Here is a 20,061-nt window from a genome sequence, read left to right on the forward strand (position 1 = left end):
GGTGGCCGGGATGGGATGAGCCGAAGCCGCCTCAGGGGCGGTCCGGTTCGCATTCAGATTTTGGGTTGCGCCTGCCTTACTTGCAGACGCCCGCGTCGTCGCAAAGCGCACCGGCTGCCGCACCGGCGGCAGCGCCGACCAGCGGGTCGCCGTCGAGAATGACCGCCCCGCCCGCGCCGATGGCAGCCCCAGTGAGGGCGCGTTCTTCATCTGCGGACAGGTTGCAAGCGCCCAGCGCAACGAGGGCTGCGCCCGCAAGCAGGAGTTTCGACGGGGATGTGAAATGGACCATGATGGTGTGCCTCTGAACGTGTTGTTATGAGGCTGAATCTGGTCATCAGCGCCGGGATTTGCGAGCCGCATTACGCGCAGGGGACCGCGATCAGCAAAGCCTTGCTGATCCGATGCACCGAAATCGGCGGGAATGATCCGATCGCGGCTCAAAACCCGTCCTCCCCCGTGAAGGCACCCGGGAAATTCTGGCGGGCCAGTGTCTCGTTGATGCGCAGCAGGGCCTGGTAATCCTCTGGGTCAAACGGATCCTCGGCGGGCACCACCTCGCGCCCGAAGAGCCAACTCAGCCGCCCGGCATCGAGATTGCCCCGCTCGAAGGGCGCATCGCCGAAATGCGCCCAGAGCGCGGCCATGAAGCCTTCATCGGCGCGGCGATCCGCGGGGCGACGGTCGGCAAAGCGTTCACGTGCCACCAGCTTGGTCGCCCCGTCCTTGTGAGAGCGGCGCAGCACGAATTGGTAATCCGTGCCGGGCAAACGGCCCGGAAAGCCGCGATGTTTGGTCATTTCAGGGCGCGGCATCAGAGCCCCTCCCATTCGCAGCCATCCGGGGTGCGGCGCAGGCTTTCGAAATACTGGGTCACGCCCGGCGCGGCCTGTCCGCGCGGCACCGCCCGTTCCATCAGGATGACGACCACCTGTTCGGGGCCATCCGCCGGGGCGTCGCGGGTGCAGAGGACCTGAAAGTCCTGCTCCAGCGCCGTGAAATCATAAAGGCCGCGGGCGCGGGCAATCTCGGGCGCCACATAGCGCAGCACGAGCACCGGCGCCCCGCCCTGATCCTCGACCAGCGGCGGCAGCGCGACAGGGCGCAGGCCCGAGGGCAGATCCTCCACCACCATGGCGGGAACCACCGGGGGCCGGCCCGCAGGGCGCGGCATGAGAGAGGGTGCGGCGATCATGGCCGACGCGCCACCATATCCACCTCGACCAGCGCGCCCACGGCGAGGGCGGTCACCCCGATCGTGGTGCGTGCCGGGCGAACGCCATCGGCGAAATACGTCTTGTAGACCGCGTTGAACGCATCGAAATCCCGTTCGAATTCCGTAAGATAACAGCGGCATTGCGCAACATCCGCCAAGGACAGGCCCAGCCCCTCGAGCACCAGAACGAGGTTGTCCATCACCCGATGCGCCTGCGCGGTGATCCCCTCGGGGAGCGGCGCGTCAGGCGCGTCTGGAAAGGTCGGCATCTGGCCGGTCAGGAAGACCCAGCCATCGCTTTCGGTGGCGTGACAGAACGGACCGACCGGGGTCGGGGCGGCATCGATCATGTGGTACTCAGGCATGACGCATCCATCTGGCTTGGTGCTGCGGATCGCTCAGCAAATCGCGGAGGATCGCTTCGCAGCGGGCTTTGGGAAAGGGGCGCGCAGCAACCTGCCCGCCCGCCTCGACACGGATCCCGGCCGGATCCGGATGGACCCGCACGACCGGCGAAAACCCCCGCAGCGCACGCAGGGCCCGCCACATGTCCTGTCGGATCTGATGGGCCAGACGCCGGCGCGAGCGGACCGTGGGCAAGCGCTGCTCGACGGCGAAATCCATCCGTGCCCCGGGCTGCCGGGACAGGGTCAGAACGCCCTCGTGATCTGCGATATGCCAGCCCATGGCCGCCTCCGGTGATTTCAGGGACCGGCGGGCCAAGCCGCCAGTCCCGGGATCAGACACGCGTCCCCCACCGACGAAGGCCGCAGTGGCGCTCCCCTCGCTCCTCCCGGTGTCGTGGTCGTGTAAGTGCCGATCCATCTCGTGATGCTCTGGGCGGATCAGAGCGGGATATTGTCGTGCTTTTTCCAGTGCTTGGCCACGCGCTTGTTGCGCAGGCTGGCAAAGGCGCGGGCCACGCGGCGGCGGGTCGACTGGGGCATGATCACCTCATCGATGAAGCCGCGCTCGGCCGCCACAAACGGGTTGGCGAAGCGGTCCTCGTATTCCTTTGTGTGCGCCGCGATCTTGTCAGGATCGCCAAGATCTGCGCGATGGATGATCTCGGTCGCGCCTTTCGCGCCCATCACCGCCACCTCGGAGGTCGGCCAGGCGTAGTTGATGTCGCCCTTCAGGTGCTTGGAGCTCATCACCACATATGCGCCGCCATAGGCCTTGCGGGTGATCACCGTCACCTTCGGCACGGTCGCCTCGCCATAGGCAAAGAGCAGCTTCGCGCCATGCTTGATGACGCCGTTGTATTCCTGCGTGGTCCCGGGCAGGAAGCCGGGCACGTCCACGAGGGTCAGGATCGGGATCTCGAAACAGTCGCAGAAGCGCACGAAGCGCGCGCCCTTGCGAGCGCTGTCGATGTCGAGCACACCCGCCAGCACCATGGGCTGGTTCGCCACCACGCCGACGGTCTGACCTTCGAGCCGGATGAAGCCGGTGATGATGTTGCCCGCGAAGTCCTTCTGGATCTCGTAGAAATCGCCCTCATCGGCGATCTTCGTGATCAGTTCCTTCATGTCATAGGGCTGGTTCGGGTTGTCCGGGATCAGCGTGTCGAGGCTTTCTTCCACCCGCGCCGGATCGTCGAAGAACGGCCGGACCGGGGGCTTCTCGCGGTTGTTCAGCGGCAGGAAATCGATCAGGCGACGAGCCTCGGCCAGTGCCTCCACGTCGTTCTCGAAGGCCGCATCGGCCACGGAGGATTTCTTGGTATGGGTGCCTGCGCCGCCCAGTTCCTCGGCGGTGACCACCTCATTGGTGACGGTCTTCACCACATCGGGGCCGGTGACGAACATGTAAGAGCTGTCCTTCACCATGAAGATGAAGTCGGTCATGGCGGGCGAATAGACCGCGCCCCCCGCACAGGGCCCCATGATCAGGCTGATCTGCGGCACCACGCCCGAGGCGTCGATATTGCGCTGGAACACGTCGCCATAGCCCGCGAGGCTGTCGACCCCCTCCTGGATCCGCGCGCCGCCGGAATCATTGATGCCGATGACCGGCGCGCCGGTTTCCATGGCCATATCCATGATCTTGCAGATCTTCTTGGCGTGGGTCGCGGAGACCGAGCCGCCCAGCACTGTGAAATCCTGGCTGAAGACGTAGACCTGCCGACCATTCACCGTGCCCCAGCCGGTGACGACGCCATCGCCCGCCGGTTTCTGGTCCTGCATCCCGAAATCGGTGCAGCGATGGGTGATGAACATGTCGAACTCTTCAAAGGAGCCCTCGTCCAACAGGAGTTCAATCCGTTCCCGGGCGGTCAGTTTGCCTTTGGCGTGCTGGCTGGCGATCCGCTTCTCGCCCCCACCCATGCGCGCGGCTTCGCGGCGCTGGTCGAGCTCGTGCTGGATATCTTTCATCAGGTCATTCTCCGTCTCGATTTGGCGCTGACCCTAGGGGGAGTAAAATGTGCTGCAAAGCAGAATCCGGAAAATTTGCAAATTTTGTGAAATAGATCGACTGCTAATTGCAAAATTGATAACTCAGAACTCTCGAAACCCGAATTACACAATATATCTCAGTGAGATACCAGAACACCCCCGGCACGCGCGAAGCGCAAATTCCGCAAAGAGCGGCTGGGGATCCATGCAATAATTGCTCAAACCCAGAGCAGTTTGCGCAATACGTGACAATTCGCCCGCGCAGAGCGCGCACAGGACCTCTGCATCCATGCAGTGGACAGCGCGGAATTCGAGGCGTAGCTGTGGCCCATGCCTCCGGCCATTCAGACCCGGTTCCTCAACCGCACGACCCCGCCCCATATCATGACTCTGGTCCTGATGGCTGGCGTCGCGGCCTTGACGATGAACGTCTTCCTGCCGTCGCTGCCGGGGATGACCGCGTATTTCGGGACCGATTACGCGGTGATGCAGCTGTCGGTGTCGCTCTATCTCATGGCAACGGCGGTATTGCAGCTGGTGATCGGGCCGTTCTCGGACCGTTATGGGCGGCGGCCTGTCTTGCTGGTCTCGGCCGCGCTCTTCGCCTTGGCCACGCTCGGGGCGCTCTACGCCCCCAGTATCGAGGTGTTTCTGGCCTGTCGCATGGCCCAAGCGGTGATCGCGTCGGCGCTGGTGCTGAGCCGGGCCATCGTGCGCGATATGGTGGGTCAAGCCGAGGCGGCCTCGCTGATCGGCTATGTCACCATGGGCATGGCGCTGGTCCCGATGATCGGCCCGGCCTTGGGCGGCGCGTTGGACGAGGCGTTCGGCTGGCGGGCCAGCTTCTGGTTGCTCTTTGTCTGCGCCGTCGGGCTCTTTGCCCTGATCTGGGCCGATCTGGGCGAGACCGCGAAGACCCGGTCGGCCAGCTTCAAAGCGCAGTTTGCCGAATACCCCGAGCTGCTGCGGGCGCGGCGCTTCTGGGGCTATGTGGCGGCATCGGCCTGCGCCTCGGGCGTGTTCTTCGCCTTTCTGGGCGGCGCGCCCTATCTCGGCTCCGAGGTCTTCGGGCTCAGCCCCGCGACCCTCGGTGTCTATTTCGGTGCCCCCGCCTTCGGCTACATGACCGGGAATTTCCTGTCCGGGCGCTATTCGCAAAGCTTCGGGATCAACCGGATGATCTTCTGGGGGTCGATGATCACGACAGTGGGGATGAGCCTGTCGATCCTGATCTACGCGGCCGGGCTGACCCATCCGCTGACCTTTTTCGGCCTCGTCACCACGGTGGGGCTCGGCAATGGCATGATCATCCCGAACGCCATCGCGGGCACGCTCTCGGTGCGGCCCCATCTGGCGGGCACGGCAAGCGGGCTCGGCGGGGCGATCATGGTGGGCGGCGGCGCGGCCATGTCCGTGCTGGCCGGGGTCATCCTGCCGATGGGCACAGGGCCCTACCCGTTGCAGATCCTGATGGTCATCACCTCCATCGGCTCGACGCTCTCGGTGATCTATGTCATGCGCCGCGACCGCCAGCTGGCCAGCGCGGCCGAGGGCTGAGCCCTCTGGACCACGGAGTTTGCAAACACTAGACAGGTGTTAGCAAACACATGGAGCGGCCATGGCCACCCAGAAACTCTATGCCGGTGCCAAGCTGCGCGAGACCCGCACGGGGCTTGGCCTGACCCAGAAGCTTTTCGCCGAGAAGCTCGGCGTCTCTCTGCCCTATCTCAACCAGATGGAGAACAACCACCGGCCGGTCTCAAGCACCGTGTTGCTGGCGCTGGCGCAGGAGTTCGGATTTGACGTCACTCAGCTCAGCACCGGCGAGGCGGAACGGCTTGTCACCGACATGCGCGAGGCGCTGGCAGACCCGGTCTTTGGAGAGGGGGCCCCGCCCCTGGCGGATCTGCGGCTGGCCGCGTCGAATGCGCCTGCGCTGGCCCGCGCGTTTCTCGAACTGCACCGCACCTATCGCCAGACCCATGAGCGGCTCGCCTCGCTGGACGAGGCGCTGGGGCGCGAGGGCGCGACCCTGCAGCCCTCCCCTTGGGAAGAGGTGCGCGACTTCTTTCATTATTGCGACAATTATATCGACGCGGTGGACCGGGCCGCCGAGCATATCGCGGCCCAGATCGAGGGCGATCTGGAGGCGGGCGCGCGCCGCCTACTGAGCCGCAAGGGCCTGGCCGTGCAGTATCAGGACATTGCCGAGCTGCGGCAGTTCAACGACCGATCCGGCGTGCTGACCCTTTCGACCCGCTCCGCAGCCCCCACGCGACGCTTCCAGTTGCTGGTGCAGCTTGGGCTCGTCGGGCAGAACGAACTGCTGGAGGCAACGCTCGATCTCGCGCGGTTCCAGACCGACGAGGCCCGGGCCATCGCCAAGCTGGGTCTTGCGAATTACTTCGCGGGGGCGGTCCTGCTGCCCTACCGGGAGTTTCAGGCCGCCGCCGCCGAGACGCGCCACGATCTGGAACGGCTGGCCGAACGCTTCGGCGCTTCGATCGAACAGGTGGCGCACCGTCTCTCGACCCTGCAGCGCCCCGGGGCCAAGGGTGTGCCGTTTTTCTTTGTGCGGGTGGATCAGGCCGGGACGATCACGAAACGCCACTCGGCCACGCGGTTGCAATTCGCGCGCTATGGCGGGGCCTGCCCGCTCTGGAACGTCCATCAGGCCTTCGAGACGCCGGGGCGGTTCCTGCGGCAACTGGCCGAGACCCCGGACGGGGTGCGCTACCTGTGTCTCGCACGCGACGTGTCCAAGACCGGCGGCAGCTGGGGCGCGCCCACCCGGCGCTATGCCATCGGGCTGGGCTGCGAGCTGCGCCACGCACCCGCGCTGGTTTACGCGGATGGGCTGGATCTCGGGCAGGATTTCGAGCCGATCGGGATCTCCTGCCGGATCTGCGAGCGGCGGCAATGCCACCAGCGCTCCGTCCCACCGCTGGAACGGAAGATCAGCGTCGATCCCAGCCTGCGCGGCACCTTGCCCTACCAGATCGATACGGCCTGACCCGGCTCAGGCGGCCGTGGTCAGCATGCCATAGATCTCGTCCTTGAGCTGCATCCGGCGGCGGCGCATCTCGTCCTCGGCCGCGGGCGAGACGGCCTCGATCCGCTCCTCGGCCCGGTGCACCGCGCGATTGACGTCGTGATACTCTGTACAGAGCTTGGCAAAATGCGCATCCGTGCTGCGCAGTTGCGAAATCAGGTCCACCTTGTCCGGAAACTCCTCGGCCAGTTCATGCGGCGTGTGAGACATCCATCCACTCCCTTTCCTGTTATGCTCACCCAGCCTAGGGCGCGGGCGCGATCCGACCTTGATCCCCGTCAAACCCGGGCGGAATTCTCAGGTCTTTGTGTCGGAAACCGAAGGGGTGATCCCGGCTTTGCGCAGCCGCGCCTCGCGCCAGGACAGAAAGGAGATCGCGGCCACGATCAGCCCGCCGCCGAGGATGACATAGCTGTCGGCGGCCTCGCCGAAGACCAGCGCACCGAGGGCCGTGGCCCAGATGAGCTGCAGGAAGGTTACCGGCTGCGTCACCGACAGGGGTGCGGCCTGGAAGGCCAGGGTCATGGTGTAATGCCCGAGCGTCGCGAAACAGGCGACCCCGAAGAGCACCGCCAGTTGCACGGGGGTCGGTGTCACCCAGACCGCGAGGGCAAAGGGTGCAAGGCCGAGGGACACGGTGATCGACAGGCCCGCCACCACCACGCTGGGCGAGACATCCGCCACCAGCCGCTTGGCCAAAAGGTAGCTGATCGCAAAGCCCAGCGCCGTGCCCAGCATCGCAAAATGACCGGGAGAGAGCTCCCGAAAGCCCGGGCGCAGGATGATCAGCGCGCCGACCAGCGCAACGCAGATCGCGGCAATCCGGCGAAAGGCCATACGCTCGCCGAGAAAGAGCGCCGCGCCGATGGTCACATAGACCGGTGAGAAGTAGTTCATCGCCGTCACCTCGGCGATGGGGATCTGGGTCATGGCAAAGAACCAGCAGATCACCGCCCCCGTGTGAACCACGCCCCGCGCGGCGAAGATCCCCAGATCCTGACGCGGGATGCGCGTGCGCCAGAGCGTGCCCAGCACCGGCAGCACGAAGACGAGACCGAGAATGTAGCGGAGAAAGGCGGCCTGCGCGGCGGGGATGTCCGACCCGATGGATTTGACCAGCGCGGTCACGGCCACGAAGCTCAGACCCGTGGCCACCATCCACAGGATGCCCATGAGAGGCCTTGGTTGCGATGTCTCCATGGGCGAGGCGTGCCACGAAAGCGCGCCCCAGCGCAAGGGTGGCTGGCGCGGGTCGGGCCTAGTCGGTCTGCCCGGCGGCGAAGCCTGCGACCATCTCGGCCACGCTCGCCTTGTATTGCCGCCGCGCCGGGGCGTTCAGCTCGTCGATCCGGTGCCCGCCGCCCCTGATGAGCCGCACGCGGATCTCGGCCCCGGCGGCCTCCATCATCGCGACGGTGTCATCGACGGAGCGGGCATTGTGCTGGGACACGCCCTTGGACCCGACCCCGCCTTTGGCGGGCTGGTTGTCATCCTCGGTGCCATGAAGATGCAGGATCCGCAGCCCGCTCAGATCCGCGGTACAGGCCGGGATGGCCGGCGTGCCCGAGATCGCGATCACCCGCCGGGCCAGATCGGGGCGCTCGCAAACCAGTTTATAGGCCATCATCGCCCCGTTGGAATGTCCGACAATGGTCACCCGCGCCGGATCGGTGACGCCTTCGGCGACCAGCCGGTCCACCAATCCCGACAGGTACTCTACATCCCGGGCAGTGGTGTCGAGCATGCCCCGCCCCTTCAGCCCGGCGTTCCAGGCATTCATCCCGCCCTTGCGCGTGACCAGCGGACCCTTGCGGTTCAGTTTGAGCCGGGTGCCGGTGGGGTAGATCACGTTGAAGCCGAACCGCTCCGCCGCCTTGTCGAGGCGCAGGGTGTCATACATCTTCTCGCCGCTCTGGAACCCGCCATGGAGGACCATCACCAGCGGCGCGGGCTGTCCCGCCACGCTCTTGGCCCGGTAGAGCAGCGCGTCACGGCCCTGGCTTTCGATCTCGCTGAGATTGCGGGCCGAGGCGCCGGCAAGCCCGAAGGTCACGACGCTGAGCAGCGCCATGAGCATGGATTTCAGCAAGGTTCTGAGCAGGGGGAAGCGTCGTCTGCGGGCCATGGGGCTGTCTCCGTATCCGGGGTCGGGGCTAGAGGCCCGTGGCGACCTGCGCGCCGCCGAGCAGCAGCTTGGCCGCCAATCCCCACATGGTGAGTGCGATCACGAGATCAAGGATCTGCCAGGATCGGGGCCGGGCAAAGACCGGCGTCAGCAGACGCGCACCGTAGCCCAGCGCGAAGAAGAAGAGCGCGCTGGCGCAGGCCGCCCCGATGCCAAAGGCGGCCTCTGCGCCGGGAAAGCGGGTCGAAAGAGCGCCGAGCAGGATCACCGTATCGAGATAGACATGGGGGTTCAGCCAGGTGAGCGCGAGGCAGGTGATCAGCGCGGCGCGCAGCCCGCCCGCCGTCCCTTCGGCCGGGGACAGGGTGGCACCCCCGCGCAGGGCATCGCGGAAATGCTTGATCCCGTACCAGATCAGGAAGGCCGAGCCCGCGATGACAAAGGCCGGGGCCACGCCGGGGAAGCGTTCGGCCATGACCTCGAAGCTGCTGACACCGAGGGCGATCAGAAGCGCATCGGACAGGGCACAGGTCAGGCAGATCGCGAAGACATGCTCGCGCCGCAACCCCTGTCGCAGAACAAAGGCATTCTGCGCGCCGATGGCGAGGATGAACTGCGTACCGATCAGAAACCCGGCACCGGCGGCAGCAAGATGGGTGGACATGGCGAAGGCCCTGTTTGCGGGGATAGGCGGGGAGGCTTGGCCTAGCGCGACCGGCCCGCAGGGTCCAGCGGGTTCTGGCGACGGCGGCGGCGCAGGATCTCGAAGAGGGCGAGATAGGGCAGGTAGAAGGCAAACATCTGGATCCTGTCAAAGGGCCCGGTGAAATCCGGGGTAGACCCCCAGCCCCCGGTCAGCAGCGCCCAGAGCCCGTAATGGACCCGGTAGATCCAGGAGGCGAGCGCCAGCAGGATGAGCCGGATCGCCCAGTCACGATGCAGCGCGATCCGGCGGGCGCGGGCATAGCGAAAGGTCTCAGCCGCGGCCCAGAGCATCAAAAGGCCATAGAGCGTGAAGCCTGCGGACATGAGCGGGCCGCCAATCGTGCCCACGCGCGCAATGAAGATCAGCCCGCCCAGCGCCGTCACCCCCGCAGCGGCCACAAGGATGCGTCCCAAGCTTCGGTGCAGGCCCGGCCAGCGCCGGCGCAGGACAGGCAGGGCCTGCACCAGGACCAGCGCCGTCAGCCCCGCCCCGCTCAGCATATGCAGTGACAGGGCGGTCTCGGCCCCGGGCGCGCCGGTGGCGAAGAGGTAGCTCTCGGCGCTCAGATCATCGCGCAGGCCGCGCCAGCCGAAGACCGCGGCATAGACCGCGAAGGGCAGCGCGAGCAGCCAGACCAGGCCCAGCGCGCCGCCACGCAGCCAAGCGGGCGCGGTCACAGGGGCCAGACCAGCAGGATCATGGGCACCGAGACCGCCACGATCAGGATCTCGAGCGGCAGGCCCAACCGCCAGTAATCGCCAAAGCTGTACCCGCCGGGGCCGAGGATCAGCGTGTTGTTCTTATGCCCGATCGGCGTCAGGAAAGCCGCCGAGGCCGCCACGGCCACCGCCATCAAGAACGGATCGGGCGAAGCGCCCAGCACGCGGGCCATCTCGATCCCCACCGGGGCGGCGACAATGGTCGTGGCCGTGTTGTTGAGCACATCCGACAGGGTCATGGTCACCACCATCAGCACCATGAGGACAACCCAGCCCGGCAGCCCCTCGGTGAGGCCCAGAAGTGCCCCGGCCAGCAGCTGCGTGCCACCGGAGCTTTCAAGGGCGGCTCCGAGCGGGATCATCGAGCCCAGCAGGACCACCACCGGCCATTCGATATGGGTATAAAGCTCGGCCACGGGCAGGATCTTGAGCAGGACATAGGCCATCGCCACCAGCCCCAGCGCCACGGGCAGATAGACGAACCCAAGCGCGGCCGCCGCCACCGCCCCGGCAAAGAGCCCGATTGCGGCCCAGGTCTTGGCCCCTTGGGTGACCCGCGCGCCGCGATCCGCAAGCGGCAGCACACCGAGCCAGTCGAGCACCTCGTCTTTCGCCTCGGACGGCACCAGCAAGAGCAGGATATCCCCCGGCGCGATCTCGGTCTTGCGCACTTGCCGGGTGATCCGTGCCCCCTGCCGTGCCACACCCATCAGCACTGTGCGCTGCCGCCAGGCCAGGCCAATCGCCTGAGCGCTGCGCCCGGCGATCCGCGCGGTGTCGGGCACCACGGCCTCGACAAAGCTCACCCCGCTGCCATCATCCTGCAGCGCGTCCAGCCGCTTGGCATCGGAGAAGTCGAGCTTGAGAGCTGTGCGGAACTCATCAAGCGGTTCGGGCTGAGCCTCCAGCACCAGCGCATCGCCCGCGGCCATCCGCAGATGGCGCGCCGCAAAGCGCCGCTTGCCGTCGCGGATCACCCCGAGGATCGCCACATCCGCGCGCTCCGCCTCGTCAAAGAGATCGCTCAGAGGCTGACCGATCAGCGCGCTGTTCTCGGGCACGGTCAGCTCGGCGATGTAATCGGCGAATTGTTCGAGCCCCGCGCCGGGCTTGGCCGCGCCCTCCCGCTGGGGGATGAGCCGCCAGCCGATCAGCGCGACAAACGCCATCCCCGCGATCGCCGCCACCCCGCCCACGGGCGCGAAGTCGAACATGCGGAACGGAGTGCCCACGGTCTCTTCGCGGATCGCGGCGATGATGATGTTGGGGGGCGTCCCGATCAGCGTGGCCATCCCCCCGAGGATCGTCGCAAAGCTCAGCGGCATCAGGCTGAGCCCGACCGCCCGCCCGGCCTTGCGCGCCGTGGCGATATCCACAGGCATCAACAGAGCCAGCGCCGCCACATTGTTCATGAAGGCCGAGAGCACCGCCCCCACCGCCCCCATCATCGCGATATGCGCCCCCAGCCCGCGCGAAGCATCCACCAGCGTCCGCGTGATGAGCAGGACCGCGCCTGAGCGCACCAGCCCTGCCGAGACCACCAGCACCAGCGCCACCACCAAAGTGGCCGGGTGGCCAAAGCCGGAAAACGCCTCCGCCGTGGGCACCACGCCCAGCACCACCCCGATCAGCAGCGCCGAGAAGGCGACGATGTCATACCGGATGCGCCCCCAAAGAAGCATCCCGAACACCGCGCCAAAGAGCGCAAAGAGAACGATCTGATCAGAGGTCATGGCGCAGGCTCGGCAGCTTTGGGTCCGGGCGGGTCACAGATGCGGCCCGAGAGGGCGGCGCCCCTCTTCCTGCATCCTGTCGATGGTGCGCACCGTGTTCGGCATGAACCGTCCGCGGGGCTTGGCCTCGGCCCACCATTGCCGCGCGCCCGGGGGCGACAGCAGGTCGAGAAAGAGGTTGTGCACCGCAAGCTGCAGATCCCGCATCTGCGACGGGACCGTGCCGCTGTGTTTCTCGAAATTGCCGATGATGTGGATCCCCTGTTCGAGGTAGTGGCCATAGGACAGTTTCTCGGCCGGTGTCAGACTGGTGTAATCCGCATTCCCCCGCACGATCAGATCGGCCATGGCAAGATCATTGGTCGTCGCCTTGAAATTCGTCAGGCTTTCGAGCAAGTGCCGCCAATTGCTCAACCCGGTCTCGCGGTTCTGAATGCGCAGTTCGAAGGCGAGAAACAGAAGCGAGGCGATGACACCCGCCGCGGCGATCAGGTCAGCTATGGCAGCAAGCTGGGCAAGCATAGGCGCGGCTCCGGGTTGTTGCGCGTCCCGCCAGCTTAGCGCCGGGTCCGGGCCCTGGGCAACATCCCTGTCCGGGATCAAGCTGGGTTCACCGGCAAGGCGCAAACCGGCAGCATTTGTGCCTCTGCCCTGCGATCCTGCCCATATTCCGACGCTCACGGGCCCTACCCCAGGCATTCTGAACTTGGCCGCAAGGGTGGCTGCCGTCCTGCGCGCGTCGGTCGATGCCCTGCCCCGTCTCGCCACCGCGGGGAGACGATCCGTGAGATTCACATTCCGGACCCCGCTCTTCGCCAGGCGCGTCCCCGCAACCCGGCCCTTTGCGGCGGGCAACCAACTGGCCATGGCCATCTGCGGTCATGACACCCTGCCCTGCCCCCACTGTCCCGTTCTGGGGCGCGGCGCGAGCCGCCCGCTTCGGATCCAGCCGTTCTGATCCGCCCCCTCTGGGCCAGTTGGCCCGATTTCCTCGGGGACACGGCCTTTGGGCAAAACCCGCCCGGCCCCCATTGCCGATCCCTGTCCATTTGCGCTATCCCAGCGCTCAACTTCGATTGAGACCATCCGGGGAGCGCGCCATGGCAGGCCATTCAAAATGGGCAAACATCCAGCACCGCAAGGGGCGCCAGGACAAGCTGCGCGCCAAGCTGTTCTCGAAACTGTCCAAGGAGATCACCGTGGCCGCCAAGATGGGCGACCCGGATCCTGACAAGAACCCGCGCCTACGCCTTGCAGTGAAAGAGGCCAAGGGCCAATCGGTGCCCAAGGACGTGATCGAACGCGCGATCAAGAAGTCCCTCGGCGGCGAGGGCGAGAATTACGATGAGATCCGCTATGAGGGCTACGGGCCCGGCGGCGTGGCCGTCATCGTCGAGGCGATGACCGACAACCGCAATCGGACGGCCTCCACCGTGCGCTCCACCTTTTCGAAGAATGGCGGCAACCTGGGCGAGACCGGTTCGGTGAGCTTCATGTTCGAACGCAAGGGCCAGGTCAGCTACCCGGGCGATGTGGGCGACGCGGACACGGTCATGATGGCCGCGATCGAGGCCGGTGCCGAGGATGTCGAGAGCGAGGAAGAAGGCCATATCATCTGGTGCGCTGATACGGATCTGAACGACGTGTCCAACGCGCTCGAAGCCGAGCTCGGCGAAAGCCAGAGCACCAAGCTCGTCTGGCGCCCGACCACCACGACCGAGCTTGACCTCGAAGGGATGCAGAAGCTGATGAAACTGCTCGACGCGCTGGAGGAGGACGACGACATCCAGAACGTCACCGCCAATTTCGAAGCCTCCGACGAGGTCATGGCGCAGCTCTGAGCAAACCTGAACAAGACCCGCAAAACCCCAGCCCCGGCTGGGGTTTTTTCGCTTGGCAAACCGCTGGGCAGGTCGCGGATCCTATGATCTAGTGTAGCGAGTTTGATCCATTCCCGGGTTTCATGACCGATTCCGTTTCTCCCGAAGTCGTCTCCCGGCTTGAGACCTTCTTGTCGGAGCCTTGGTGGGCAGGCCTTGGCGTTGTTTTGTCTGTGGCCATGCCTTTGGCGATGTGGCTGTTCTTCAAACTTCGAAGGGCGTCCAACACTCCGAGTTCTGCACTTGCCGCCCCCAACAGCACAGATCCCTCGGCAGTGAGCCGGTTTCCGGCAATCGCAATCCATACGGATCGAAAGGTCATCGGGCGCGACGCAGACCTGGAAAAACTTCGAACCGTCCTCGCCAGTGGCAAGGGCGCGCAGATCACGTCGGCGGGGGCGGTGCTCAAGGGCGAAGGGGGTCGGGGCAAGACGACGCTGGCGCGCTACTATGCCGAGCGGATGGGGCCGAGCTATGACGGCGGGTGCTGGGTGCCTGCGCAGACCCGCGAGGGGGTGTTCGATGCGCTCGCCACCTTTGGCACGCTCGCTTTCGACCTGCCCGCGCCGGAACCGGTGGGCGCAGCCCATGTCCACGCCGTGCTCGACAAGATCCAGAACAGCAACGCGCGCCTGCTCTTTGTGTTCGACAACGTCCACGGCACCGAGATGAAGACCGCGGAGGAAGGCACCTTCACCTATGCGGATCTGCGCGCCTTCCTGCCCAAGGGCCGCAAGATTCACCTGATCCTGACCACGCGCGCGGGCAGCGGGTTTGACGGGTTCGACACGATCCCGCTCGATGTGCTGGCCTATGACGCCCCGGACAGCGCGGCGGTGGACCTGTTGCTGCAGGAGGCCGGACAGGCAGACGCCGATGCCGAGACCCGGGTAGTGGCGCAGGGGCTGGCGGCGGAGCTGGGGGGGCTACCGCTGGCCCTGACCATTGCCGGGGCACTCGCGCGGGAGGGGGCCAGTTTTCCCGAGCTGGCCGAACGGATGGGAGAGATCCTCGCCACCGACCTGCCCAATGGCGACTACCCGGACAGTATCGCGGCGGCGGTGCAACTTTCCCTCGCCGGACTTAGCGCGGATGCCCGCGCCCTGCTGGACGTCGCCGCGTGGTGGGCGCCGGACGGGGTGTCGGCGCGACTTTTTACGGATGCCCCGCAGGGTGACTGGTGGGAGGACGACAAAGACGTGATCCCTGAAATGATACAAGCACTGGTAAAGGACCCCGCTCGCGTTCGGGCAAGCTTGCGCGCACTTCGAAATAGGTCTCTCATAAGGGGCGACGAAGTAAGCTTCTCTCTCCATCGCCTTACCGCAGCAGTGGTCCGCGCTGGCAACGTCGAAAATGGTTGGCCGATGGCGCAGACTTCGGCAGCGCTTCTAGCTGCCTGCTACCCGGGCGGAGAAAGCCCGCAAAACTCAAATTACTGGCCAGTCTGTCGTCGCCTTACCCCTCACGCACTCGCTCTTTGGGACATTGCAGAAGACCTTTGGAAAGGTGCATGGGTGCATCCAGATTGGGCACCCATGCAAGCTTTACTTAACCAATGCGGGTCTTTCCTGCTGTCTCAAGAAGACAAGGACGCTGCGCTGCTATGCGCGCGCGGAGGCTCAATGCTAACGACACGGCGTTCGGGAGAAGAAGACAGGGGTGTCGCTGTAGCACTTGGAAGCGAAGCCCTGATGTTGGCCAGGCTCGGTAGTTTTGAGGAAGCGGAGAACAAGTTATCGAGGGCCGTACGGCTTGACGAGAAGTATAGACCGCATAGCGCGGATCTCGCAGCGCGGTATAGTCAGCGTGCAGATCTCGAGATAATGCGTTATCAGATCGACAAGTGTGGTGACCTCCTCGCAGCGGAACGCAGCCTTACCCAAGCGCGAGAAATCATCGAAGTGATTGGCAGTGCGGAACAAGCCTCCCAACTGTGGAACAAGCTGGCGACCTTGCGAAGAATGCAAGGCAGATTCAAGGAAAGTGCTGATGCGTTTGAGCTAACACTCTCTATCAGCCGTCGAGTTTCCAAGAGTAATCCGTTCTACATCGCTACGGATGCGAGGAACGCAGGTTCAACAAGGCTGGAGGCTGGTCAGGTGACCTCGGCAGAGACACTGCTCCGCGAAGCTTATCAGATCCACAGCGAGATCTTTGCGTCGCGGCCTGACCACCAAGATCTGAAAAATTCCGCCGGTTGGCTGACCTCTTGCCTGCTCACGCGCGCACGCGCTGGGGATGATCCAGAGGGGCGACACCGGGAGGCGCAAGAAATTTGCGCGCGGCACGGGCTCGACTTCGCCGAGTGCGAAACGATTGCCGCGAAATATCCTATAAGCCCGGCGGATTGATCTCGGCGCATGGCGCTTTGCCTTGGCGGGTCATCCCGCGCGCCTGCTTGCGCCGTTTTGAAAGACCTCAGCGGCGCTTGCCAACGTTGCGCGCGGAGTAGGTCCTCAGAACAACCGCAGCCGGTCGCAGCGCGGAGAAACCATCACCTGTGGAACAGTCAGTGGCGACCTGCGCCACACCCCGCGCGCCGCCGTGATGTGCCCGCCCTATCCGAAGATGAAGCTGTCGGTCAGGGTTTCCGTGTCGAACACGTTGCGGAACAGGACCGAGCCCTCTTCGGTCGTCAGGCGCGTGCCACGGGCCTCGACCGACATGTTGTCGGCGGCAAACGCCTCGGCATCGAAGCCGTCATCGTCGAAATACGCGGCGAACTCGACAAACTCGAGAAAGATCAGATCGCCCGGCTGGCCAAATCCGATGACCGTGTCGTCGCCGTAATCCTCACCGTTGAAGAAGTAGTAGTTGTTGGTCCCTTGCCCGATCAGCGTGTCGTCACCGGCCTCGCCAAACATGTTCGTCGTCCCGCCATCCGAGGCTTTGCCGATGAGGATGTCCTTGCCCTCGCCGCCGAACAGCGAGCCGGAGTCGCTATCATTGATCAGCACATCCCGGCCCGCATTGCCCCAGGCTTCGTCCCGCCCGCTGCCGGTGCTGATGATGTCAAACCCGTCTCCACCGAAGATGAAATCGTCGCCCGGCCCGCCGCCGAGCCGATCAAAGCCCTGCAGGCCGAAGATCGCGTCGCTGCCCTCGGTGCCGTTCAGCGTGTTGTTGATCCGCGCAAAGAAGCCGCCCTCTCCCTGATCTCCTTCGATCACGTTGTCGAAGACGCTCAGACTGTTGATCCGCAACGTGTTGAGCGCGGATGCGGCCTCTCCAAGCGTATCGAACACCTCGTCGAGAACCGCCCCCAGCGGTGCAACGGCCGCGACCAAGGTGGTCTCGAGCTGGTCCACAATGTCGAGAACCGGGGCCAGCGGCGCCAACAGGTCAGAGAGGAGGCCGTCAATCGCCCCAAAGAGGTCGATCCCCAGCAGCTCGAGGAAATCGGTCACCACCCCTTCGATCAACCCCAGCGCAAAGCCGAGCACATCGGCGACAAAGCCGATGACATCCAGTACATTGATCCCGATGATCTCGAAATCGAGCGCATCGATGAGCCCGTTCAGGGCCGAGACGATGGGCGCGTAGATCGCGTTCAGGGTGGCGTCCAGATCCTCCACGAAGTTCAAGGGCGGAAACAGGGCTTGAACCGCAGTCACTGCGGCCTCAAGCTCGGCCAGCACCGGCTCAAGCGCCCCAACAACCGCGTCTCGAACAGCCAGATACTCATCTAGGCCCTCCTCAACCTGGATCAGCTGCTCTGACAAATCCGTAAAGGGTTGCAGGGTGGGATCATCCCCGAAGCTCTGTTCCAGCAGTCGGACATCCTTCGTGACCACCTGGAACCCGGCGCTGACCGCGACAACGGTGGTGCCAAGGGAGTTGAAAGCAAAGATGAAGCTCGGAAGCGCGGTTGCAACGGGTTCCAGCACATCGTCAAAGCGCCGGATCGTTGTGGAATAGGTTCCGAGGGTTGTCCGCACCGAGGAGGTCGCGCTCTCGAAGAGCTTGACGGCCGTTCCGATGCCGAAGGGCGCGGATTTCAGCAGGTTCACAGCCGTACTCGGCAGGCTCAGCACCGCGCGCGCGTCGTCCAGTGCATCGGCAAGCGTCGCCGGTGTGGCGATCAGACTGTTGAGGCCGGTGAAGAGGCCGGACCCGGCGGCAGCGGCGGAGGCGAAATCATCGAGATCGCCATCAATGGTTCTGACCTTACCGAGGACCACGGAAAGTGATGTCATGGGGAAATCCTTAAAAAATGGCGACCGAAACCCGGTCAATAAAATTGGGAAAAGCCTGCGGGCGTGACAGGGCGACTGTCAAGCTCCGAGGCGGACCGATTGACGTCCGGGGTCGCAGAGCGCCTTGGAATCAAGCGCTCCCAAAGGATTTGCGGGGACGGTGTCGACGCACAACAGGCGCGAAAGGGTTCGCGCCGCGGGACCGGAAGGCGGGCTCCCCTGCCCCGCCTCTCCGGATGTTTGGCTCTGCTCAGCCGACCTGGTCGGCGAAGCCGCCATCGGCGATAAAGGTGTTATAGAGCCGTTCAAGGTCGGTCACGCCGTAGAAGGTCACCGAGCTGCCATTGTCGAAATCGAGCCGGATGCTGTTATTGCCCACGGTTGCGTAGTTCTGTTCCAGCTCGGCGAGGGTCGGGACAGAGCCGCCCACAAGCGCGGTGTCGATGAAATGCGCGTCATTATAGATCTCTTCACCGCCGAAGACCCGGTCATCCCCGAGATCGCCGGTGAAGTAGAAGACGTCCGTGCCGCCCTTGCCGACCATGATGTCATTGCCGAGATTGCCAAAGAACGTGTCCGATTGGGCCCCACCGATCATGATGTCATTGCCTTCGCCGCCATCGGCCCGGAAGGAGGCGCTTTCGATCTGCTCATCCACGCGGATCCGGTCGCGGCCCGCGCCGCCATAGGCCTCGACCACGGCGCCCTGGGCGATGATCGTATCGCCGCCATTGCCGCCGAAGACGAAATCATCCTCGCCGCCCATGAGCTCATCCCGGCCCCGCAGTCCGTAGATCCCGTCAACCTCGCCCTCGGTGCCCGAGAGCTCGTCGCCAAAGAACGGGCGCACCGGGTTCTCGTCGCCCACGACCGAGTTCTCGAAGAGCAGGCCGAGATCCACCGCATCGCGCAGCTCGCGGGTCAGCTCGGCAAGGTCCGCGACCGCCTCGTTCAGGGGGTCGGTCAGATCCGCAAGCAGGCTGTTGAAGTCATCATTCAGATCATTGATCGCCTGCTGGATCGGGTTGAACGGCGACAGGAGATCCGCGAGCAGATCATTGATCGCGTCGTCAATGCTGCCAAGGCTCAGGCCAATCGCATCAAGCGCAATGTTCACAAGCTCGGTGATCGCATCCACGATAAAGCCTGCGAAATCACTGATGGCGTTTAGAACATCGAGCGCACTGATCCCGAAGGCCGAGACCCCGTCGAGCGCGTCTTCCACATCTTTCAGCAGGTCGGCGATCGGATCGAACACCTTTTCCAGTGCGCGTTTCAGGCCCGTCGCAACGCTCGTATCCGGCATCGCAGCGGCCAGCGCGTCGGCGGCAGTTTCCGCCAGAGCGGCCACTTCGCTGATCCCGTTCAGAACCTCGTTGCGCAGGGCGACATACTCGTCCACCGCCTCGTTGAACCCATCAATGCGCGATGGCAGGCGGAAGGACCCGCCTGCGGGATAGAAGGGCTGATCGCCAAAGCTCGCTTCAAGCCGCGCGGCCTCATCCTCGGCCACGATGAAGGCCGTGGCCGCAAGCGTGACCGTCGTGCTGGCCAAAGAGATCGCCTCGTTGCCGTCCTCGACCGCGTCGCGCACCGGATTCAGCTTGGTATCGATCTGGTCCATGGTCGTCTTGGACGTGGTGATCGAGGCCTTGAGCCCCTTGGCCGCCGTGTCGAAGGCTTTCACCGCCGTACCGATGCCAAAGGGCAGTGTCTTGAGCACGTTGACGACCGAGGTCGGGATCGACAGAGCCCCGCTCGCACTGTTCAGCGCCGAGGAGATCGTCGCCGGCACACCGAGAAAGGCTTCCACCGCGTCGAGCGCATCGCCCACATTCACGGTGGCCGTCTGGATGGTTGCGAGATCACTCTCGATGACCGCGACATTCTCTAGGTAGCGTGTCAGTTGCAGCATTGTTCAATCCCCAAGACCGTTTTTATTGGGCGGTTGCCGGTGCTCCGGCGCCGCGTGAAATTGCGTTTGATCCTTGCCTGCCCCGCAGCCCTGCGCCCCGGCGACCGGTGCGCCGAG

20 protein-coding genes are annotated in these 20,061 nt (G+C 64.8%); 5 read left to right on the forward strand and 15 right to left on the reverse strand.

All coding sequences use genetic code 11. From position 1 onward, the window contains the following. Nucleotides 1–76: 76 nt before the first annotated feature. From ACP150_RS02635 to ACP150_RS02660, 6 genes are all read right to left on the reverse strand, one after another. The gene (locus tag ACP150_RS02635) at nucleotides 77–292 is read right to left on the reverse strand and encodes a hypothetical protein (RefSeq protein ID WP_424964987.1); all 216 of its coding nucleotides are present in this window, start codon (nucleotides 290–292) and stop codon (nucleotides 77–79) included. Nucleotides 293–440: 148 nt separating this feature from the next. Beyond that, nucleotides 441–815: a hypothetical protein gene (locus ACP150_RS02640; protein ID WP_424964988.1), complete on the reverse strand. Its 375-nt coding sequence runs from the start codon at nucleotides 813–815 to the stop codon at nucleotides 441–443. Continuing rightward, nucleotides 815–1,195: a DUF6497 family protein gene (locus ACP150_RS02645; protein WP_424964989.1), complete on the reverse strand. Its 381-nt coding sequence runs from the start codon at nucleotides 1,193–1,195 to the stop codon at nucleotides 815–817. The genes ACP150_RS02640 and ACP150_RS02645 overlap by 1 nt, the downstream gene beginning before the upstream one ends. After that, the gene (locus tag ACP150_RS02650) at nucleotides 1,192–1,581 is read right to left on the reverse strand and encodes a RidA family protein (RefSeq protein ID WP_424964990.1); all 390 of its coding nucleotides are present in this window, start codon (nucleotides 1,579–1,581) and stop codon (nucleotides 1,192–1,194) included. Before ACP150_RS02650 ends, ACP150_RS02645 begins: the two co-directional genes overlap by 4 nt. Next, the gene (locus ACP150_RS02655) at nucleotides 1,574–1,903 is read right to left on the reverse strand and encodes a hypothetical protein (RefSeq protein ID WP_424964991.1); all 330 of its coding nucleotides are present in this window, start codon (nucleotides 1,901–1,903) and stop codon (nucleotides 1,574–1,576) included. Before ACP150_RS02655 ends, ACP150_RS02650 begins: the two co-directional genes overlap by 8 nt. A gap of 158 nt (nucleotides 1,904–2,061) precedes the next feature. Further along, a complete protein-coding gene (locus tag ACP150_RS02660) occupies nucleotides 2,062–3,594 on the reverse strand; it encodes an acyl-CoA carboxylase subunit beta (protein ID WP_424964992.1) in 1,533 nt (510 codons plus the stop codon). Nucleotides 3,595–3,945: 351 nt separating this feature from the next. Here ACP150_RS02660 and ACP150_RS02665 point away from each other — a divergent pair, with 351 nt between their 5' ends. Beyond that, nucleotides 3,946–5,172 (forward strand): multidrug effflux MFS transporter, encoded by a 1,227-nt coding sequence (locus ACP150_RS02665; protein ID WP_424964993.1) that lies wholly within the window; start codon nucleotides 3,946–3,948, stop codon nucleotides 5,170–5,172. A gap of 61 nt (nucleotides 5,173–5,233) precedes the next feature. Then, nucleotides 5,234–6,628 carry a helix-turn-helix domain-containing protein gene (locus tag ACP150_RS02670; RefSeq protein ID WP_424964994.1) on the forward strand — a complete coding sequence of 465 codons (1,395 nt, stop codon included), beginning with the start codon at nucleotides 5,234–5,236 and terminating at the stop codon, nucleotides 6,626–6,628. A 6-nt stretch (nucleotides 6,629–6,634) separates the two neighbouring features. Here the strand turns inward: ACP150_RS02670 and ACP150_RS02675 are convergent, their stop codons facing one another. The 7 genes from ACP150_RS02675 to ACP150_RS02705 form a co-directional block, all read right to left on the reverse strand. Beyond that, the gene (locus ACP150_RS02675; RefSeq protein ID WP_424964995.1) at nucleotides 6,635–6,877 is read right to left on the reverse strand and encodes a YdcH family protein; all 243 of its coding nucleotides are present in this window, start codon (nucleotides 6,875–6,877) and stop codon (nucleotides 6,635–6,637) included. An 87-nt stretch (nucleotides 6,878–6,964) separates the two neighbouring features. Continuing rightward, on the reverse strand, nucleotides 6,965–7,840 hold the full coding sequence (locus tag ACP150_RS02680) for a DMT family transporter (RefSeq protein WP_424964996.1): 876 nt from the start codon (nucleotides 7,838–7,840) through the stop codon (nucleotides 6,965–6,967). Nucleotides 7,841–7,925: 85 nt separating this feature from the next. Then, nucleotides 7,926–8,792, reverse strand: a complete 867-nt coding sequence (locus ACP150_RS02685; RefSeq protein ID WP_424964997.1) for an alpha/beta hydrolase family esterase — start codon at nucleotides 8,790–8,792, stop codon at nucleotides 7,926–7,928. 28 nt (nucleotides 8,793–8,820) lie between these two features. Continuing rightward, a complete protein-coding gene (locus tag ACP150_RS02690; protein WP_424964998.1) occupies nucleotides 8,821–9,456 on the reverse strand; it encodes a LysE/ArgO family amino acid transporter in 636 nt (211 codons plus the stop codon). 41 nt (nucleotides 9,457–9,497) lie between these two features. Further along, a complete protein-coding gene (locus ACP150_RS02695; RefSeq protein WP_424964999.1) occupies nucleotides 9,498–10,175 on the reverse strand; it encodes a DUF2306 domain-containing protein in 678 nt (225 codons plus the stop codon). Further along, on the reverse strand, nucleotides 10,172–11,950 hold the full coding sequence (locus ACP150_RS02700; RefSeq protein ID WP_424965000.1) for an SLC13 family permease: 1,779 nt from the start codon (nucleotides 11,948–11,950) through the stop codon (nucleotides 10,172–10,174). Before ACP150_RS02700 ends, ACP150_RS02695 begins: the two co-directional genes overlap by 4 nt. A gap of 33 nt (nucleotides 11,951–11,983) precedes the next feature. Next, nucleotides 11,984–12,472, reverse strand: coding sequence for a hypothetical protein (locus ACP150_RS02705; RefSeq protein WP_424965001.1), 489 nt, complete (start codon nucleotides 12,470–12,472; stop codon nucleotides 11,984–11,986). A gap of 262 nt (nucleotides 12,473–12,734) precedes the next feature. Between ACP150_RS02705 and ACP150_RS02710 the strand changes: the two genes are divergently transcribed. From ACP150_RS02710 to ACP150_RS02720, 3 genes are all read left to right on the forward strand, one after another. After that, nucleotides 12,735–12,908, forward strand: coding sequence for a hypothetical protein (locus tag ACP150_RS02710; protein ID WP_424965002.1), 174 nt, complete (start codon nucleotides 12,735–12,737; stop codon nucleotides 12,906–12,908). Between the two features lie 142 nt (nucleotides 12,909–13,050). Then, nucleotides 13,051–13,791, forward strand: a complete 741-nt coding sequence (locus ACP150_RS02715; RefSeq protein WP_424965003.1) for a YebC/PmpR family DNA-binding transcriptional regulator — start codon at nucleotides 13,051–13,053, stop codon at nucleotides 13,789–13,791. 122 nt (nucleotides 13,792–13,913) lie between these two features. Beyond that, nucleotides 13,914–16,184, forward strand: coding sequence for a hypothetical protein (locus ACP150_RS02720; protein ID WP_424965004.1), 2,271 nt, complete (start codon nucleotides 13,914–13,916; stop codon nucleotides 16,182–16,184). A gap of 207 nt (nucleotides 16,185–16,391) precedes the next feature. Here ACP150_RS02720 and ACP150_RS02725 read toward each other — a convergent pair whose 3' ends face one another. Together ACP150_RS02725 and ACP150_RS02730 are read right to left on the reverse strand one after the other, a co-directional pair. Continuing rightward, nucleotides 16,392–18,029, reverse strand: coding sequence for a calcium-binding protein (locus ACP150_RS02725; protein WP_424965005.1), 1,638 nt, complete (start codon nucleotides 18,027–18,029; stop codon nucleotides 16,392–16,394). 250 nt (nucleotides 18,030–18,279) lie between these two features. After that, complete coding sequence (locus ACP150_RS02730) at nucleotides 18,280–19,944, reverse strand: calcium-binding protein (RefSeq protein ID WP_424965006.1); 1,665 nt, start codon at nucleotides 19,942–19,944, stop codon at nucleotides 18,280–18,282. Nucleotides 19,945–20,061 lie beyond the last annotated feature (117 nt).

This window comes from Dinoroseobacter sp. S375 (assembly GCF_049800775.1).
Taxonomy (GTDB): Bacteria; Pseudomonadota; Alphaproteobacteria; order Rhodobacterales; family Rhodobacteraceae; genus Dinoroseobacter.